We start from the raw sequence: 17,815 nt of genomic DNA, 5'->3' as shown, positions 1-17,815 counted from the left end.
AAACGGCTTTAGCCAAGTTGGTGAAAATGGTTCGTAAAACTATTGCGCTTGCGACAGCTATATTATTATGCGTCTTTACCGTATTTTCAACACATTCTGCTACGGTAAGCAAAAATCAGACCTACAAAACGGAGAACTCCGTTAATGTAAGCCGCAGTTCCGGTAATTCCTTATGGAACAGCGATCTTTTTAATCCTTCCCGTTTTATGCTTAACATAAAACTTACTCAGGCAGAAAAGAAGGAAGCCAAGAGAGTCGTTAATTCATTTGAGTCACATATGGCAAAAGGTGCTCCTTTTATGCATCATTTGCTGACCGAGCTTAAAAAACGCAATCTTCCCGTAGAACTCGTGGCTCTGCCTTTACTTGAAAGCGGCTATAACCAGCGCGCCCGCTCCAACGCTGGAGCCAAAGGCCCTTGGCAGTTTATTCGTGCCACCGGAAAATCATACGGACTTAAAACCTCTTCAAACTATGACGAGTTTTATGATTTCATCCGTTCTACCGATGCGTCTTTGCGTTATTTGACTCATTTATATAAAGAGCTCAATCATAACTGGGATCTTGCCATCGCCGCTTACAATCAAGGTGAATTCACCATTAAGCGCGCCATCCGTAACGCCAAAAGAAACGGTATAAAAACTTACAATATGAGCACCTTAAAGCTTTCAAACCATGCCCGCTTATATGTAAGAAGATTCCACGCATATGCCGACATTCTGCGTTTCCCCGAAAAATACGGAGTAGAACGCCCTACACTTAAAAACCGTCCTGCTTTCAAACGCGTACAGGTTGCAGGAAAGATTAACTCCATGAAAAAGGCTGCCGAACTTTCCGGAGTTAAGATCACTACCTTGCAGCACTTAAACGCAGGTTATTTAACTGATTCGCTTAAGACTCAGCATCAATACGGTTTGCTTGTCCCGATTGAAAATGTAAAGCGCCTTGAGAGAGCTTTAGGCAAGTAACAGATTTAATCATACCCATTAAAAATCCTATCTTTTAGCCGACTTTTAAGTCGGCTCTTTTATTTTTTCCTGCTTTCGGTTCTTTTCCAATCATTTTTTTGATAAATCGCGTTTAAAAATATTCATGCAAATAAATGTGGTTAGGTATCAATTATTCGTTTAAAAAAATGTAAAAAAACATAGATTATTCGTGCAAATAAATGTAACATCTATAAAAGATTCGTGCAAATAAATGTAATCGGACTTCAAGTAATCTTATGAAAAGAAAAATCTTAAAAGAGCTTATTGACTGGAAAGAAAGTAAAAACAGAAAACCGTTAATTTTAAACGGAGCAAGGCAGGTAGGAAAAACTTATATTTTAAAAGAGTTCGGCAAACTTTATTACCAAAACGTAGCCTACGTTAACTGCGACAATAATCAAACTGTTAATGATATTTTTTCTTTAGGTTTCAATATAAAAAGAATAATTTTATCTTTATCGGCGCTCACCGGCATACATATAACTCCCGGCAAAACCTTAATAATTTTAGATGAAATTCAAGAAAATCCCTTGGCTCTTAACTCATTAAAATATTTTTGTGAGAATGCACCTGAATATCACATCGCCGTCGCCGGATCTTTACTTGGCGTTTCATTGCATAGCGGAGTTTCCTTTCCGGTTGGAAAAGTAGATATGCTCAAAATGTATCCTCTAACTTTTGAGGAATTTTTAGCCGCTATCGGTGAAGACATTTTACTTGAAATACTTAAAAGTAAAGACTTCAAAACCATTGATTCAGTTGCTGACAAATTCAAAGATTGCTTGCGCCAATATTATTTTACCGGCGGAATGCCTGCTGTAGTACAAGAATATATTAAAAGTCATAATCTGCAAACAGTTAGAGAACTGCAAAAACAGATCCTTTTTGATTATCGGCGAGATTTCTCAAAACATGCTCCATCCACACAAGTTCCGCGTATTTATCAGGTATGGGATTCAATCCCCTCACAGCTTGCAAAAGATAACAAAAAATTTATTTTCGGAGCAATTAAAAAGGGAGCAAGAGCTGCAGAATTTGAAATTGCCATTCAATGGCTTATCGACGCCGGATTAATTTACAAAGTAAACAGAATTACAGCTCCACACCTTCCTCTAAAATTTTACGAGGACATTTCTGCCTTTAAGCTTTTTTCCTTAGATGTAGGATTGATGGGAGCAATAACCGATACCCCGGCACAAATGATCCTTATAGGAGACAATGCCTTTAAAGAATACAAAGGAGCTTTTACTGAGCTTTTTGTTTTAACGCAACTCTTACCGCAAAATCTCCCTATTTATTACTACAGCGCTAACGACTCACGCATTGAAATTGATTTTATCGTACAAAAAGACACTAAAGTCATCCCGATTGAAGTCAAAGCAGAAATCAATACCAAGTCAAAATCGCTTAAAACATACATCGAAAAAAATCCGGAGTTAAAAGGCTTGAGACTATCAATGCTTTCATATGAAGATCAAGGTTGGATGGAAAACAAACCGTTATATGCAGTTAATTTTGCCTTTTAAAAGCTTAATAATGTGCATAACAGCTTACAATTCTTTTTTAAGTTATACTTTCTTAAGCATCAGCATTAAATATGCTTCACTACCTTTTCATTCACCGCAGAGGCTCCTATGATTGATTCACTTGCTTCAAGGCTCATGCTTAATAACCAAACCGCTATCCCCGCTTTCGGTCTCGGCGTTTTTAAAGTCGATACTACTATGGCCGCGCAAAATGTTGAAGACGCTATAAGTGCAGGATATCGCCTTATTGATACCGCCGCTATTTACGGCAATGAAGTTGAAACCGGTATCGGCATCAGAAACGGTCTTGAGAAAAACGGACTTAAGCGTGAAGACATTTTCGTTACCACTAAACTGTGGAATAAACACATTTCAAAAGAAGAGTCATTAAAAGCCTTTGACGAGAGCTTAAAAAAGCTTAATCTTGATTATATTGATTTGTACTTGCTGCATTGGCCGGGGCAAAACGAGGCTTACGTTGAACCCTGGAAAGCCCTTGAGGAAATTTACGCAAGCGGCAGAGCAAAATCCATCGGCGTCAGCAACTTCCAGATCCATCATTTAGAACATTTATTTACTTTTGCCAAAGTAAAGCCGGTTTTAAATCAAATAGAATTTCATCCTTACAATACGCGCAAGAATCTGGTGGAATTTTGCAAAAAGCAGGATATCGTCGTTCAGGCTTGGTCTCCTTTAATGCGCGGTCTTGTCTTGGGTGATGAAACCATCAATAAGATTGCCGCCAAATATAACAAAACCGCAGCGCAAGTCGTTTTAAGGTGGATCATTGAAAAAGGATTGTGCCTTGCCGTACGTTCCACTAAAAAAGAACGGGTTATATCAAATGCCGATATTTTTGATTTTAAGCTTAGCGCTGAAGATATCGCGCTTATTGACAACTTAAATAAAGACGAGCGCGTAGGTCCTGATCCAGATACCTACGATTTTTAAGAAAAGAGTATTGCCATAACGAAAATGCCCGACTGAAATTGCCGGGCATTTTTCTTGAAGACCTTTAAAAACTAAGCGAAAGGATCTTCGATATAAATGGTCTGATCGCGCTCAGGTCCGGTAGAAAGGATTGCAATCTTAACGCCGGCAAGCTCTTCTAAGCGGCGTACGTAGTTGCGGGCGTTAACCGGCAGTTTATCAAACTCGGTTACGCCGAAAGTTGATTCTTTCCAGCCGGGCATGGTTTCATATACCGGAGTTACCATTGCATAGTCATCGGCAGCAAGCGGAGGCAGCTCGGTGATTGCGCCGTTTGGCAATTTATAAGCGGTACAAATCTTAACTTCATCCATTCCGTCCAAAACATCAAGCTTCATCAAGGCAATTCCTGACAAAGAATTGATGGTAACGGCACGGCGCATGGCTACAGCGTCATACCAGCCGGCACGACGCGGACGTCCGGTTACGGCACCGAACTCTTTACCGCGAGTACAAATACCCTTGCCGATCTCATCGGTAAGCTCGGTCGGGAACGGACCTCCACCTACACGAGTGGTATAAGCTTTAGCGATGCCTAAAACATAATCAATGTGCAAAGGACCGGCACCGGATCCGGTGCAGCAGCCGCCTGCTACGGTATTTGAAGAGGTAACATACGGATAAGTGCCGTAATCGATATCAAGGAAAGTACCCTGTGCTCCTTCAAACAAAACTTTAGTGCCGACAGCACGAGCTTTAGCGATAACGTCGGAAACATCGGTGACCATTGCCAAAAGGCGATCGCGGTAACGCATGACGTTTTCCATTACGGATTCAAATGAAACTTCAGGCTCGTCGTAGTAGTTCTTGAGCATGAAATTACGATAATCAAGCAAAGACTTCAAACGTTCTTCAAAACGTTTCATGTCAAACAAATCACCGATACGGACACCGCGGCGGGCAACCTTGTCTTCATAGCAAGGACCGATACCGCGACCGGTGGTGCCGATTGCGTTCTTGCCGCGCTTTTTCTCAGCGCCACGATCAATTGCCGGATGAATCGGAAGCAGCATGGCGCAGGCGCCTGATACCTTGATTCGGGATTCGGCATCGGTAAAGCCGGCCTGCTTTAGCTCCTCAATTTCAGAGAAAAGAGCTTCAGGAGAAACCACAACGCCGCTGCCGATAAGGCACTGGCAGGAACTGTGTAAAATACCTGACGGTACCAAACGTACCACGACTTTCTTGTCGCCTACTACCAAAGTATGTCCGGCATTATTGCCGCCCTGACTGCGAACAACGACACCGGCCTTTGCAGTGAGCAAATCGGCCACTTTGCCTTTGCCCTCATCACCCCATTGTGTTCCGAGAACTACAACATTATTCGGCATTTTGCATCTCTCTCATGCGGAAATATCCGCTTTAAACCAAAATCAAGGTAAAAATCGCAAACGTTAAATTATAGCTATTTTTACTGAGCATTGCCATGCGAATCGTTAAAGTATCTTAAGAATTCGCTGTCGGGCTTTAATACCATTACGTCACGTCCGCTCTGCATTGAAGCACGGTAAGCGTCCATGGAACGCAGGAAATTAAAGAGCTCGGGATTTCTTGAGTAGGCTTCAGCGTAAATCTTAGTTGCCTCGGCGTCTCCCTCACCTTTAAGCTTTCTGGCGTCACGCTCGGCAGATGCGACTTTAATCGCTACCTCACGGTCGGCTTTAGCGCGAATGGTCTCAGCTTCCTTGCGGCCTTCGGAACGGTGCAGTTTAGCTACGGCATTACGTTCGGCACGCATACGCTGATAAATGGAGTTTGAAACCTCAGGCGGCAAATTAATCTGCTTAATACGAACGTCGACAATCTCGATACCAAGCTCGGTAGCTGAAGTACCGATATCCTTTAAGGCGTTCTGCATTACTTCATCGCGTTTTGAAGCACCGATAACGGCAGGTTCTTCATTGGCGCCGCTTGGAGTATTGATATCTTCGCTGCCCTGTCCTGAGACAATCTCATGAATGGTCAAACGGCCGATTTGGCTGCGCAAAGAGTTGGTGATGCGGCGACGTAATAATTCCTCTGCCTGCATCTTGTTGCCGCCTGCAGTTGTCAGATAGAAAGTTGCAGGATCGCTTATTCTCCACTTAACATAGGAGTCGATAATCAAATCCTTTTTCTCTGAAGTGACGAAACGATCGGCACGTGAACTTAAAGTCTGAATTCTTGAATCAAGAATTCTGATTTTGTCGATAAACGGGATCTTAAAATGAAGGCCCGGCTTTGAAACATTAAGCTCGGCATCTGACGTACGAACCACAGCGCCGAAACGGGTAACAATACCGACATTGCCTTCTTTAATCACGAACAGTGAATTAAAAGCCACTAACGCAAGAACGACGATAACGGCAAGAATTGAATTAAAACCTACTTTGCTCATTATCTTACGCTCCTTCCATATCTTGAAGTGTTATACGAACTGCTTCCATATCCTTGATTGCCTGATGAGCTTGATGTCTGAGCGCTTTCATTTCTCGGTAAAGGCAAAGGCTCGTTCACCGGAGTTTCCGTAACCTTCACGGGAACGGAGTCGGCACTTTGCACGGCGCTATCTACGTTCTGTACCGGAGCAGGAGCTGCTCTGTTCTCAGGAAGAGGCAGATATAAAACCGGGGAAGATCCTTCAGGAGTATCCAGAATAATCTTAGATGAGCTGCCCATTACCTGCTGCATGGTATCAAGGTAAATACGCTTGCGGGTAATTTCAGGAGCGGCAAGATACTCAGGCAGAATCTGCTCGAAGCGAGCGACCTGACCTTGTGCGTCAAGCACGACGCGGGAACGATAGGCTTCAGCTTCCTGGGTAATACGTTGTACCTGACCGTCAGCGCGCGGCAGAACTTCGTTGGCGTATGCTTCTGCCTCACGCTTAAAGCGCTGCTCATCTTCCTGAGCGGCAATTGCATCGTCAAAAGCTTCTTTAACTTCATCCGGAGCGTGAGCGGGCAGGAAGTTTACATCAACGACACTAAGGCCCATGTCATACGGCTCGATGATTGAAACCAAGAGGTCACGGGTATTCTGTCTTACCATTTCACGGCCAGAAGTCAAAATATCGTCCATCATGGTATGACCTACCACGTAGCGCAAAGCGCTGTCGGTGGCCTCGGTAAGGGAATTGTCCGGATCAGTTACCGAATATAAATACTTAACCGGATCGGAGATGCGGTACTGCACGTCCATTTCGACGATAACCACGTTCTCGTCCTCAGTAAGCATCATTCCTGAAGATTGAATGGCGCGAACCTGCTCGATGTCAACTACGTTAACATCATCGATACCGGTGAATTTCCAGCGAAGGCCCGGCTCCACCACGTCATAAACTTTACCAAAACGCAGAACTACGCCGCGTTCGGCTTCGCGTACGGTATAAAAACCTGAAAAAATATAAACGCCCAAGGCTACCGCGACTAAAAGATAAAGACCGTAGCTTGCGCCCTTTTTAGCCGCTTTGCCGGCTGAGCCGCCGGCTCCGCCGAACATTTTTTTTAGGCGATTTAGCAGATCGTTTACGTCAAATTGATTGTTCTTTTTGCGTCTTCCCCACGGATCGTTGTTATTGTTGTTATTACGACCCCACGGATCGTTATTGTTATTCTGACTTCCGTTGTTCTGACTACCGTTGTTTTGCGGTCCTTGACCTGAATTGCCGGGACCTGACGAGCCGGGAGCATTCCAAGCCATATAATCGCGATTATTTTCTTTCATATTTAATCTATATCATCAAAAACTAAATCAAGATCAAGATCTTCTTTTGCCTCAGGCGTTATCCACGGAGTTTTTCCGTCAACGCATGAAGCACTCAAGCGACCTGCTGTTTTCTTATCTATGCGTGCGGCATCGGCAGCCAAAATCTTAAGCTCAAGCATTAATGAACCGTCATCGGCATAGCTTTCTTTGCTTACGGCCTTACTTTCGTAAAGCATGCTGCGCAATTTACCGTCCTGAGGGTATATCTTAACAGTAAAAGTGCATAAATTTGAAGATAAAAGCTCACTTACGCATGATAAAAGATCGGAAAGTCCAGAGCCGGTTTTGGCACTGACATTAACCCTCACGGGTTTACCGGTTTCATCCCTTACTACCTTATCGTAAGGAGCATCAAGCAAATCGGCTTTGTTAAACACCAAAAGCGTCGGAACTTCATCTGCGCCTATTTGTTTTAAAACCGCGTTAACCGCTTTTATATTTTCCTCAACGCGCTTATCCGCCGCGTCAATGATATGCAAAAGCAAATCAGCCTTAACGGTTTCCTCAAGAGTTGATTTAAACGCGGCGATTAAATCATGCGGCAAATGTCTTATAAAGCCTACGGTATCGGCAAAAACTGCTTTTCCGACCACATCAAGGCTTACGGTGCGAAGCGTAGGATCAAGCGTGGCAAAGAGCTGATCGGCTTCATAAACCGAGGATTTGGTAAGGCGGTTAAATAGTGTCGATTTACCGGCGTTGGTATAACCGACAAAAGAAACCACGGGAACGGCATTTTTAACGCGTTGTCTGCGGTTTTGCTCACGACGGGATGCCACCACTTCCAAATCGGCTTTAATTGCCGCGATACGCTCGCGCAAGGCGCGTCGGTCAAGCTCAATCTGAGTTTCACCAGGGCCTCCGCGCAAACCGAAACCGCCCTTTTGTCTTTCAAGGTGTGTCCATCCGCGCACGAGTCTTGCCTGCTCATAGCGCAGCATGGCAAGTTCGACCTGCAGCTTTCCTTCATAAGTTCTAGCGCGCTGCGCGAAAATCTGCAGAATAAGCGCGATTCTGTCCATAACGCGGACGTTAAACTCTTTTTCAAGATTGCGTTCTTGGGCAGGAGTAAGCGAAGAATTAAAAATAACGCAGGATACGTCATGCGCTCTTACGGCATCGGCTACTTCCGTGACCTTGCCTTTACCGATAAAAGTCTTGGCATCGGGAACATCGCGCTTGCATACGATGGCATCACGAACTTCTCCTCCTGCCGACTCGGCAAGACGGTACAACTCATCTAAATCTTCTTGGGATTCTGCCTGCGGCAGCTCTACATGAACTAAAAGTGTCGGACCTAACGCTTCTATCTTCTGATCTGACATGTTTTCTAAAAAAGATTTTCCTTCTTCTTTTCGTAAAGATAACTATCTGCACTTCTTGCTTTTAACGTTAAATCGTCACTAAAAACTAAAAATTTTTGCAGACAAACAGAACTTGAATATTTTACCTTTTTAAAATAATAAAAGTCACGTTTAAATCGGCTCTTCGCTATTTGGCTCTCTTTAAAAAACCGTAGTAATACTAACCTGCTAAACTTGATATCTGAAAAGCCTCTCTGCAAGATATGCTGTCCTAAATACCGATAATAAAATACTAAATAGAATCAGAAATAATTTTTCTGCGATAGCGGGCAGGAGACACACCTGTTTTAGCTAAAAACACTCTTCCAAAATGACTTTGAGAATTAAAAGACAGCAGCATTGCAATATCGGCTATTGATTTATCTGTAGCCTGCAACATAATCTTTGCCGCTTCTATTTTGCGCATCGCGATATATTCAGAAATAGTTTGTTTTCGTTCTTTTTTAAATAACTTTACCAAGTAACCTGCGCTTATCCTAAGTTTATCGGCAAGATCTGTAACATTTATCTTTTTATATAAATGCCTGTCTATATATGCGCAAGCTTTAATTACAGCAGAAGATAAAGCTTTGTTATCGAGCATGGATTTTTTAAAATTGGCAACAAGCTGTGTACAGCGCAATGCACAAGCACGGGAGAGTGCTGCTGCATCAGTCGGATATTTGCAGCTATCAACTTCAAGAATAAAAGCGTCGGCGAGAATATAAGACTCTTCAACACTTATGCCGGCCTCGATTGCGGCACGCGTTACTATAGTTATGTCAACGATGGCGAGATTTTGGGCAGCCCGCAAGGAGTTATAACTTAAAGTTCCGCGCATCCCCGCATATGGAGAATTAAGCGCCTTGCGTAAGGCTTCTACATCTCCTGCTTTTATAGCGTCTTTAATTGCTTCTTCAAAAGAGGCAGGATTATGGGGTTTGGTTTTCGTGCTGTGATAAGAAATAACGTTGGCCGTTTGCTTTTGCGCCGCGACCTGAAAATCTTTTTGCAGATAATTATGATCCAAAAAATCATTAAGACCGATTAAATTTCCGGTCAAAGAAGAATAGATAAGCAGTAAAACGGCTGCAAGTTTTGACGGATCACAACGAAAAAAAGAAACGTTTTCCGATTTGTGCTTTAGCGCGTAAAGTTTGCAAAAGTTTGCATCGACATCACTTATTGCTATTGGTCCTATAATCAATGTCAACTCGTCATTGCATTTAACTCCGCCAAAGATCACCGGACGCTCTTGAGAGATAAGCGCTATATTTTTTTTTCGTATTTCGCTTAGAATTTGTTTCCTGAAAGCAAAATCATTTTTCAGCACATTCCAACTGTCAGACGCTCCGTTGTCAAATTTCTCCAAATAATGATCATCTGACTTAAAAACATGAAAGGGCAAAGGCAAAAGCTGAATAAGCATGCCAAGAGCGTAAGACAGCGGCATGCTGACCGTATTTGAAAGGATCAAGTTTTTATCTTTAGCCATGAAAAGTTAAAAAGATACGTTTGACTCTAAAATAACGTTGTAATAGGGATGACATTCTCCGGTTCTGACTACGGCTACGCTTGACACGCTTTGAGCTTTAAGCTCAACGTGCGGAACTTCAACTACCGTAACGCCGTTTTTATTTGCCCAAGCATAAATTTTGGAGTAAAAATCGGGATTTTGTTCTTTAGCTTCCGTAGCTATGGTCGCTTTTTGAAATTTAGCTTCTTTATCGACTACGGCAAAAACGTCATCAAAGGACGGAATTCCGTATGTTACGGCCAAATCGATTCTTTGCACGCCCTTGGGCACGGGGAGTCCGCAATCGCCGATAGTTAAAGTATCAAAATGACCTAGTTTTGCTAAAACATAAGAAAGTTCAGAATTAAGACAGCCGATTTTTTTCATATTTATTTCCTATAAATGCTTGGTTAAAACTTCAACGTCAGTTTCGGCTAAAAATTGTTCAACTTCCTTTTTAAGCGGAATTGACGGAGCGGCTCCTTTTCTTGTGACGGCAATAGCCGAAGCGGCGGTCGCGGTCTTAAGCGCCAGGGCAGGTTCGACATTGGCTGCAAGATTGGCAATAAGGTAGCCAAGGAAAGTATCTCCTGCCGCAGTAGTGTCAACAGCCTTGACTTTAAACGACTTACAAGAAATAACTTCTTGATTTTGCAGTTTAAGTAAAGATCCGCGAGAGCCTAAAGTTAAAACAAAGGATGTTTTAGGATATTTTGCGGCAAGTTTTTCAATTAAGAGATAAGGATCGGTATCTTCTGGCATATTTACCATCGAAGATCCTTCAATTTCATTTACTATAAGATAAGCACACTCTTCTAACGGCAGATTCAACAGATCCAAAGTAAAAGGCGAAACATTAAAACACACCTTAATACCTTTGGCTGCCGCATGTTTAATAAGGTATTCAATATTATTGATTTCATTTTGCAAAATTAAATAGTCGCCTTTATCAAAAAAACTTAAGGCTGCATCAATTTCATCACAAGTGATGCTTTGATTGGCTCCGCCGTATAGCAAAATGCAATTTTGTCCTTTTGCGTCAACCTGAATAAACGTATGCCCGCTGGGACTGTCACGGCGCATTAAAAATTTGTCATTAATTTTATTCGCGGCAATAGTATCGGTAAGCACTTTACTGTCATCTTTGCCTACCGCCCCTGCATGATAAATATTTCCGCCCGCTCTTGCGGCCGCAACCGACTGGTTTAATCCCTTGCCTCCTGCAAAAACATTGCGTTCAATGGCCGCTAAAGTTTCGCCTGGCATGACGAAATGAGGAACGGAATAAACATAGTCAATGTTAAGGGAACCGAAATTTAATATTTTGCTCATAAAATACACACTTGTTTTTCAATTGATTTTTAAATTTAGATGTTGCCGGTTAGACTTTAAGTCTAAGATGCCTTTTTTGATATATATAGTGTTTTTGAACAAAAGTTAAAAAAACAGATCTGTTTTTTAACCTCCACTCCGATTCTTATAGCTTTAAAAAAAAGACAAAAGCCCCCTTTTACAAAATTGTTATTACGTACGCATTTTTGTACATACTTTTTTCATAATCATGACAAAAAAATTATAAAAATGACAAACACAAAAATTCCTGACGGATATATTAGCTATACGTAAAACCCGTACTAAGTAAAACGTGTTTTTACAGATCAACAGATTTTTAGTTGAAAAGCTTTTTAAAGGCATCGCTAAACAAACGAGGAGTCTTATTATGAAATTAACGAAGTTTTGTGCATCTTTAGCAATGGTATGCGCAGCTACATCTTTTGCGACATCCGCTTTCGCCGCAGATGCTCCTAAGCGTCTTACCGGAGGCGGTTCCAACATTATGTACATCATTACACCGTCTCATTCCAACCCGTTCTTTAAGACCGAAGCTGAGGTTGCCGCTAAAACCGCTCAGGAACTGGGCTATGAAGTTAAAACCGTTTCTCATGACGATAGTCCCGTAAAACAGTCAGAGCTCTTTGAAACCGCAATTTCTGATAAGGCTGCCGCCATCATCTGTGACAACGCAGGTGCAGATGCTACTTTAGCAGCAGTTCAACGTGCTTATGACAATAACATCCCTACTTTCCTCATTGACCGCGAAATCAACGAGCAAGGCATCGCTATAGCACAAATCGTTGCCAACAACTATCAGGGCGCAAAAGAGGTAGCCGAAATCTTCGTTGAGGCTATGGAAGAAGCAAGGAGAGTACGCCGAACTCTACGGTATTGACTCCGATACCAACGCCAAGACCCGCTCCACCGCTTTCCATGAGGTTATCGATCAGTATCCGGACATGAAGCTTGTTGCCGTGCAAACCGCCAACTGGGATCAGAACCTTGCTTATCAAAAGATGGAAACCATCCTTCAGTCCTATCCTAACCTTAAAGGCGTAATTTCCGGCAACGACAATATGGCAGTAGGTGCAGCCGCCGCCATTAAAGCCGCAGGTAAAGGACCTCTTCACATTATCGCCGTTGACGGCTCTAATGACGCCCGCGACGAAATCCTCGCCGGCAATATGACCGCCACAGCCATGCAGCCTGCCGCATTAATCGCTGAAATGGCCGTTCGTCAGGCAGATCAGTACTTAAAGACAGGCTCAACCGGCAAACCTGAAAAACAACTCATCGACTGTGAAGCCATCACTATTGATAACGCCAAAAATCTTAATAACTTCACTTTAGCAAAGTAGAAGAACAACTCTATTGAGGGTGACTAAAAAGTCACCGTGTTCGGTATGACTGATTTTGACGGTGTTTTAGCACACAAGATCCCCATTCATGCCGCCATCGGCGACTCACAGGGGGCTTTATTCGGTCAAGGCTGTCTACAACCGGGACATACCAAAACCACTTACGGTACCGGGTCTTCCATCATGATGAACGCAGGAGATAAAGTCGTAAAGTGCAAACAAGTCATAGTCAATTCTGTAGGATGGAGACGAGCATCTAAAGTTACTTATGTGCTTGAGGGTAATATTAATTACTCTGCTGGCGTTATAAACTGGCTAAAAGACGACCTAAAACTTATTTCCGACCCTAAAGAAACTAAAGATCTTGCCGAAAAAGCCCATGTTTCCGACAAAACCTATTTCGTTCCGGCTTTTTCAGGACTTGGGGCTCCTTACTTTACCGGAAACGTCAGAGGTACTATCGTCGGCATGAGCCGCGTAACGGGCAGAAATGAAATAGTAAGAGCCGCGCTTGATTCCATTGCGTATCAGGTAAATGACGTGGTTGACCTTATTCGTAAATCAGCACCAATTGACGTAAGTGAACTTTGCGTTGACGGCGGAGCTACGCGCAATGACTATTTGATGCAGTTTCAGGCCGATCTTTTAAATCTTCCTTTAAAAGTCCCCAAGGATGCAGAGCTTTCAGGAATGGGCGCTGCCTACATGGCCGGCATCGCCGTAGGAATTTATACTGACGACATCTTAAAAAGAGATAAAACCTTAAAGGGTTTTACTCCTAAGATGGATGATAAAACGCGCAGCAATAAAATTGACGGCTGGCATAAAGCGGTTAAAACTGCTTTAAAGCATGGCTGTTAAATTAATTTTCATAGTACTCCTTGTTTTGATAAGCTCTGCCCCGGCAGAGCTTTTTTTTTTGCCTTATTTAAATTTTTCTTTAATTGCCAACTCAAACCTTTTCAATTTTTTATACATTTATAATAAAAAGTATTGTGTGTTCTAATTTTCAAAAAGGTTTTACTTTGAAAAAAGATACAGAGCAACTTAATTGCCCTATTTTAAGGAGAGCTTATTAAAAAAGAGTTTTAGCTAACTTTAATACATAACCCTATCGGCGCCGATCCTATGTTGAATCGGCGTTTTCTTGTTTTTACGTATTAAAAATAGGTAGCAAGTGCCTAACCACAAAATTAGGCACTTATCGTTAATTAATTAGGACGGAACCTCTTCTGCCGCCTGATCTTGCTGTCCTGCCTGCATATTTACAGCACGAGCCGGAACGATAGTAGAAATGGCATGCTTGTAAACCATCTGGCTTACCTGATTCTTTAAGAGAACCACGAATTGATCAAATGACTCAATCTGACCTTGAAGCTTAATGCCGTTGACCAAATATATTGAAACCAAGATCCTCTCTTTTCTTAAAGTATTTAAAAACGGATCTTGAAGAGATTGTACTTTTGCCATATTTATCCCGTTATTATTGGCTTATTAATCATTATTAAATAATAGACGATAAACAACTTTTTACAGTCGCTTTTACGCCTTTTGTACAAAACTACAACTAAATTAAGTAAATAGTAGTGATGAGCCGCTAAATTTTAATAAAAAGCTTGCCTAATGTGAGTAAAAAAAGGCACTTTTTTATTAAAAAATTTACCAATATCAAATTTTTTAAACTTTGTTCATATTAATTAAAGCTTACGTTTTAAAAACTAAATGTGTAGCTTTACGCTTGCTTCCGACACGGTTTTACTGTTTTGCAAGCGCAAGACCTATTAACTTATCGGTCTTATCAGCCATAAACAAAGAAATATTAAATACACTAAGATCGATAGCGGGAAACCGCCTAGCAGGCAAGTAAAGACTGCCGAACTCCTTTGAAAATTAAAGAATTACGATAAAAAGAAGCTTTTCATTGAAACGATTTTTGCAAAACAAATCGTTTCATACCCCGTCTTTCACATTTTTATTAATAATTTCGTGTTAATTTTCACACTTTTATACATAAATATGTGATTTGCCCTGATAGTAAAGCAGAAACTTACAGACTTTTAGTTTAAAAACCAAAGCCTGTAATTTAAATTTTCTGACTATTTTGCTGTTGTTTATTAAGAGAAAGCCTTGGTCTAGTCCTGTAAATTACAAAGCTTATTAAGGATTTTCTGCAGGTTATTAGGATCTTTATAGTCAAGAACGGTGCGGTTTTCACTTTTAAGTCCCCCGCGCAGCCAGGTCATCTGATGCTTTGCAAGTCGCGCAGTGGCTATCACCGCTTTTTCAATCATCGTGTCATAGTCATAAACGCCGTCAAGATATTCCCAGACCTGACGATAGCCCACAGAGCGCATTGACGGCATCTCAAGGGATAAATCCCCTCTTTCTTTTAGTTTTTTAACCTCATCGATAAGACCTAACTCAAGCATCTTTTCAAATCTTACCCTTATGCCGTCACGCAGCGCTTTACGATCGTTATCGGGCAAAATCACGAACTCACATAAAGAAAAAGGACAGGCATCTTTTTTGGCTTCATAAAAAGAACTTAAAGCTTTTCCCGTCATCTCGTAAACCTCAAGCGCGCGGGAAATACGCTGCTTATCATTAGGCGCAAGCTTTGCATATAAAAGAGGATCGACAGTCTCAAGCTTTGCGTGCATATAAGGCCAGCCGTGAACTTCAGCTTCCTTTGCCACTTTTTCACGAACTAAAGGATCGGTTTCAGGCAAAGAGGATAAGCCCTCGACCAATGCTTTATAGTACATCATGGTACCGCCGCAGATTATAGGCAGATTGCCGCGTTCTTTTATCTTGCCGACAAGGCTTATGCAATCCGTTCTAAACTGCGCCGCGCTGTAGCTTTCTTTAGGATCGATAATGCTGATTAAATGATGAGGCACTAAAGACAGCTCTTCTTTAGTGGGCTTGGCCGTTCCTATATCCATCTCTTTATAAACAAGAGCTGAATCAAGACTTATGATTTCACTTTTAACATGCTTTGCAACCTCAAGGGCCAGGGCACTTTTCCCTGAGGCCGTAGGTCCTAAAATCACCAAGGAATCAAAATCAGGCATTTCCGGCGCCTCCAAGTTCCCGTGCCCAGCGGGCGATATTAAGCTCAAACGCGTCAGAACCTAAACTTTCCAAAATTTCCGGATCGGAAATCTTATCCACAAGCAATTGAGCCTCATCCTTATAATAAACCACGCTTTTTTTCGCCGCGGCAAACATATCGGCAAGCTGCTTGGGACAAATACCCATGCTTAAATTTTTAGCCGAAGCAGCGGCAAGGGGCAGAGCTTTAACCAAAATTCCCGCCAGGTCAACGCCTTGCAAAAGTACGGGTATTTTTAAAAACTCAATACTTTCTTTTTTAAGATTTAAGGTAAATCCGGCTCGCGCTAACGCCTCGGGACAGGCTTTAATTGCATTTATAAGCGGCTTTTGCGCCTTTAACACAAAAGGCATGGACAAAGCGTACACCTCAACCGTACCGAGTTTTACCTTTGCCATATAGTCGCGGGAGACAAGCTCACGGTTTAAAACTGACGCTTTGACTAAGAAATAGCGGTTTTCCTGCATGATAAAGAGCACATCAGGTGCCGGCAAAGAAAGAAGCTTCGCCGCTTTTGGCGAGGTTAAATCAACTCGCTTGACATCATAAATTCCGGCGCGGCTTCTGGCATTGTCTGCTGCGATTTGATAATCATAACGGCGCAGGTTTTCTTTAACACCGTCTTTGCTTGAAGGCATTTGAATATAGTGCGGACTGTAATTGATGCCGCCGCGATTTGCTGTAGAAGATAAAGAATCGTGATTACTCGTGACAAAAGAGCTTTGGTCAGAACCGCCGCTTTTATAAGAAGATCCGGATTTTAATGAAGGGACGCTTTTAATATCTTTTAAAAATTGATTTAAAGAATTGTCTTCATCACTGTGCGTTTTATCTTCAAGTAAAGTTTTTTCATTTTCCGCATCTTCTTTTAATAAATCATCAGTATCACGAAGAGCTTTTCTAAGAGAATTTACCACCGTCTCAAGCAGCACGTCATGCACGAGTCTTGCTTCATGAAAACGCACTTCGTCTTTGCGCGGATGAACGTTGATATCCACCTCATGCGGATCGCAGGTTAAATATAAAACGCAGCGCACGGGACATGGTCTTCCCGCGACTTCCGAATACGCCTGCTTTAATGCATGAGTCAGCACTTTATCGGCAATCGGTCTGCCGTTTAAAAACAAAAAGATATTTTCAACCGCGCTTTCTTCAACGGAAGAAGGCGGCAAGAGCACTCCGTTTACGTTCAGGCAAGGATCTTCGCCTTTAACAAAGATGCCGCTGCGATTAAAATCACTGCCGGCAAGCTTTGAAAGCCTGACCAAGCGCTTTTTTTCATCCCCCATTACCGCCTTAACGTTAATTACATTTTTTCCGTCAAGATTAAGTTCAAAATCAATATCAGGATTTGCCAATGCCGTGCGCACGAAAATTTCACGGATGTGCATGAATTCGGTACGGTCGGAGCGTAAAAAGCGCCTTCTTGCCGGGGTATTGAAAAACAGCTCGCAAACCTCAACCGACGTGCCGACGGGATGGGCGGCAGGATTAATTTCAGGGTTTTGCTGCGGACCTTCGACCTCAACACTATAGGCATGATCTTCATCTTTAGTACGAGAAGTTAAGGTAAGCTTTGATACCGCGGCAATCGAAGCTAAAGCCTCACCGCGAAAGCCCAAAGTTAAAATCGCTTCAAGATCCTCAAGCGTCGCGATTTTTGAGGTAGCGTGCGGCGCAAGCGCGAGCGGTAATTCCTCATGCGAAATACCCTGTCCGTTATCCCTTACCCTGATAAGACTTTTGCCTGAGTTTTTCAAATCGCAGACAATCTTGGTAGCTTTGGCGTCAACTGCGTTTTCAAGCAATTCCTTCACGACGGAAGAGGGTCTTTCGACCACTTCACCTGCTGCGATTTGATTGGCAAGCTGTACGGATAAACGGCGAATCGGCATG

General features: G+C 42.4%; 16 protein-coding genes. 6 read left to right on the top strand and 10 right to left on the bottom strand.

Annotation, left to right across the window (positions count from 1 at the left end):
• The first annotated feature begins 26 nt into the window (after window positions 1-26).
• The 3 genes from QZ019_RS01095 to QZ019_RS01085 all read left to right on the top strand — a co-directional run bounded on the left by QZ019_RS01095 (window position 27) and on the right by QZ019_RS01085 (window position 3,466).
• A complete protein-coding gene (locus QZ019_RS01095; RefSeq protein WP_294566309.1) occupies window positions 27-968 on the top strand; it encodes a lytic transglycosylase domain-containing protein in 942 nt (313 codons plus the stop codon).
• 257 nt (window positions 969-1,225) lie between these two features.
• On the top strand, window positions 1,226-2,515 hold the full coding sequence (locus tag QZ019_RS01090; protein WP_295481740.1) for an ATP-binding protein: 1,290 nt from the start codon (window positions 1,226-1,228) through the stop codon (window positions 2,513-2,515).
• Window positions 2,516-2,623: 108 nt separating this feature from the next.
• On the top strand, window positions 2,624-3,466 hold the full coding sequence (locus tag QZ019_RS01085; RefSeq protein WP_295481739.1) for an aldo/keto reductase: 843 nt from the start codon (window positions 2,624-2,626) through the stop codon (window positions 3,464-3,466).
• 71 nt (window positions 3,467-3,537) lie between these two features.
• On the opposite strand, the gene QZ019_RS01080 is transcribed toward QZ019_RS01085, so the two are convergent.
• The 7 genes from QZ019_RS01080 to QZ019_RS01050 all read right to left on the bottom strand — a co-directional run bounded on the left by QZ019_RS01080 (window position 3,538) and on the right by QZ019_RS01050 (window position 11,443).
• The gene (locus QZ019_RS01080; protein WP_295481737.1) at window positions 3,538-4,836 is read right to left on the bottom strand and encodes an adenylosuccinate synthase; all 1,299 of its coding nucleotides are present in this window, start codon (window positions 4,834-4,836) and stop codon (window positions 3,538-3,540) included.
• Window positions 4,837-4,916: 80 nt separating this feature from the next.
• Window positions 4,917-5,882, bottom strand: coding sequence for a protease modulator HflC (hflC, locus tag QZ019_RS01075; RefSeq protein ID WP_295481735.1), 966 nt, complete (start codon window positions 5,880-5,882; stop codon window positions 4,917-4,919).
• Window positions 5,882-7,210: an FtsH protease activity modulator HflK gene (gene hflK / locus QZ019_RS01070; protein ID WP_294566321.1), complete on the bottom strand. Its 1,329-nt coding sequence runs from the start codon at window positions 7,208-7,210 to the stop codon at window positions 5,882-5,884. The genes hflC and hflK overlap by 1 nt, the downstream gene beginning before the upstream one ends.
• A 2-nt stretch (window positions 7,211-7,212) precedes the next feature.
• Window positions 7,213-8,577: a ribosome rescue GTPase HflX gene (hflX, locus tag QZ019_RS01065; protein WP_295481734.1), complete on the bottom strand. Its 1,365-nt coding sequence runs from the start codon at window positions 8,575-8,577 to the stop codon at window positions 7,213-7,215.
• Between the two features lie 271 nt (window positions 8,578-8,848).
• Window positions 8,849-10,090 carry a helix-turn-helix domain-containing protein gene (locus QZ019_RS01060; protein ID WP_295481732.1) on the bottom strand — a complete coding sequence of 414 codons (1,242 nt, stop codon included), beginning with the start codon at window positions 10,088-10,090 and terminating at the stop codon, window positions 8,849-8,851.
• A gap of 6 nt (window positions 10,091-10,096) precedes the next feature.
• Window positions 10,097-10,498, bottom strand: a complete 402-nt coding sequence (rbsD, locus tag QZ019_RS01055) for a D-ribose pyranase (RefSeq protein ID WP_295481730.1) — start codon at window positions 10,496-10,498, stop codon at window positions 10,097-10,099.
• Window positions 10,499-10,507: 9 nt separating this feature from the next.
• Window positions 10,508-11,443: a ribokinase gene (locus QZ019_RS01050; RefSeq protein WP_295481728.1), complete on the bottom strand. Its 936-nt coding sequence runs from the start codon at window positions 11,441-11,443 to the stop codon at window positions 10,508-10,510.
• Window positions 11,444-11,831: 388 nt separating this feature from the next.
• Here QZ019_RS01050 and QZ019_RS01045 point away from each other — a divergent pair, with 388 nt between their 5' ends.
• The 3 genes from QZ019_RS01045 to QZ019_RS01035 are packed head-to-tail and all read left to right on the top strand — an operon-like array spanning window position 11,832 to window position 13,665.
• The gene (locus QZ019_RS01045; RefSeq protein WP_295481726.1) at window positions 11,832-12,341 is read left to right on the top strand and encodes a substrate-binding domain-containing protein; all 510 of its coding nucleotides are present in this window, start codon (window positions 11,832-11,834) and stop codon (window positions 12,339-12,341) included.
• The gene (locus QZ019_RS01040) at window positions 12,292-12,804 is read left to right on the top strand and encodes a substrate-binding domain-containing protein (RefSeq protein ID WP_295481724.1); all 513 of its coding nucleotides are present in this window, start codon (window positions 12,292-12,294) and stop codon (window positions 12,802-12,804) included. Before QZ019_RS01045 ends, QZ019_RS01040 begins: the two co-directional genes overlap by 50 nt.
• A gap of 45 nt (window positions 12,805-12,849) precedes the next feature.
• On the top strand, window positions 12,850-13,665 hold the full coding sequence (locus QZ019_RS01035; RefSeq protein WP_295481771.1) for an FGGY-family carbohydrate kinase: 816 nt from the start codon (window positions 12,850-12,852) through the stop codon (window positions 13,663-13,665).
• Between the two features lie 354 nt (window positions 13,666-14,019).
• Here QZ019_RS01035 and hfq read toward each other — a convergent pair whose 3' ends face one another.
• The 3 genes from hfq to mutL form a co-directional block, all read right to left on the bottom strand.
• Complete coding sequence (gene hfq, locus QZ019_RS01030; protein ID WP_294566332.1) at window positions 14,020-14,274, bottom strand: RNA chaperone Hfq; 255 nt, start codon at window positions 14,272-14,274, stop codon at window positions 14,020-14,022.
• A gap of 662 nt (window positions 14,275-14,936) precedes the next feature.
• On the bottom strand, window positions 14,937-15,878 hold the full coding sequence (gene miaA / locus QZ019_RS01025) for a tRNA (adenosine(37)-N6)-dimethylallyltransferase MiaA (protein ID WP_295481721.1): 942 nt from the start codon (window positions 15,876-15,878) through the stop codon (window positions 14,937-14,939).
• Window positions 15,871-17,814 carry a DNA mismatch repair endonuclease MutL gene (gene mutL / locus QZ019_RS01020; protein WP_295481719.1) on the bottom strand — a complete coding sequence of 648 codons (1,944 nt, stop codon included), beginning with the start codon at window positions 17,812-17,814 and terminating at the stop codon, window positions 15,871-15,873. The genes miaA and mutL overlap by 8 nt, the downstream gene beginning before the upstream one ends.
• Window position 17,815 lies beyond the last annotated feature (1 nt).

The sequence above is a fragment of the uncultured Succinatimonas sp. genome, from assembly GCF_905203285.1.
GTDB lineage: Bacteria > Pseudomonadota > Gammaproteobacteria > Enterobacterales > Succinivibrionaceae > Succinatimonas.
Note: the sequence above shows the minus strand (reverse complement) of the source record. Positions and strands in the feature narration are given on the sequence as shown.

Excerpts from the sequence above, each read along its gene's own strand:
- mutL (WP_295481719.1), bottom strand. The coding sequence starts at position 17,814 with ATGCCGATTCGCCGTTTATCCGTACAGCTTGCCAATCAAATCGCAGCA.
- QZ019_RS01095 (WP_294566309.1), top strand. The coding sequence starts at position 27 with ATGGTTCGTAAAACTATTGCGCTTGCGACAGCTATATTATTATGCGTC.
- QZ019_RS01085 (WP_295481739.1), top strand. The coding sequence starts at position 2,624 with ATGATTGATTCACTTGCTTCAAGGCTCATGCTTAATAACCAAACCGCT.
- hflK (WP_294566321.1), bottom strand. The coding sequence starts at position 7,210 with ATGAAAGAAAATAATCGCGATTATATGGCTTGGAATGCTCCCGGCTCG.
- QZ019_RS01060 (WP_295481732.1), bottom strand. The coding sequence starts at position 10,090 with ATGGCTAAAGATAAAAACTTGATCCTTTCAAATACGGTCAGCATGCCG.
- QZ019_RS01080 (WP_295481737.1), bottom strand. The coding sequence starts at position 4,836 with ATGCCGAATAATGTTGTAGTTCTCGGAACACAATGGGGTGATGAGGGC.
- QZ019_RS01090 (WP_295481740.1), top strand. The coding sequence starts at position 1,226 with ATGAAAAGAAAAATCTTAAAAGAGCTTATTGACTGGAAAGAAAGTAAA.
- QZ019_RS01050 (WP_295481728.1), bottom strand. The coding sequence starts at position 11,443 with ATGAGCAAAATATTAAATTTCGGTTCCCTTAACATTGACTATGTTTAT.
- hfq (WP_294566332.1), bottom strand. The coding sequence starts at position 14,274 with ATGGCAAAAGTACAATCTCTTCAAGATCCGTTTTTAAATACTTTAAGA.
- hflX (WP_295481734.1), bottom strand. The coding sequence starts at position 8,577 with ATGTCAGATCAGAAGATAGAAGCGTTAGGTCCGACACTTTTAGTTCAT.
- hflC (WP_295481735.1), bottom strand. The coding sequence starts at position 5,882 with ATGAGCAAAGTAGGTTTTAATTCAATTCTTGCCGTTATCGTCGTTCTT.
- QZ019_RS01035 (WP_295481771.1), top strand. The coding sequence starts at position 12,850 with ATGACTGATTTTGACGGTGTTTTAGCACACAAGATCCCCATTCATGCC.
- rbsD (WP_295481730.1), bottom strand. The coding sequence starts at position 10,498 with ATGAAAAAAATCGGCTGTCTTAATTCTGAACTTTCTTATGTTTTAGCA.
- miaA (WP_295481721.1), bottom strand. The coding sequence starts at position 15,878 with ATGCCTGATTTTGATTCCTTGGTGATTTTAGGACCTACGGCCTCAGGG.
- QZ019_RS01045 (WP_295481726.1), top strand. The coding sequence starts at position 11,832 with ATGAAATTAACGAAGTTTTGTGCATCTTTAGCAATGGTATGCGCAGCT.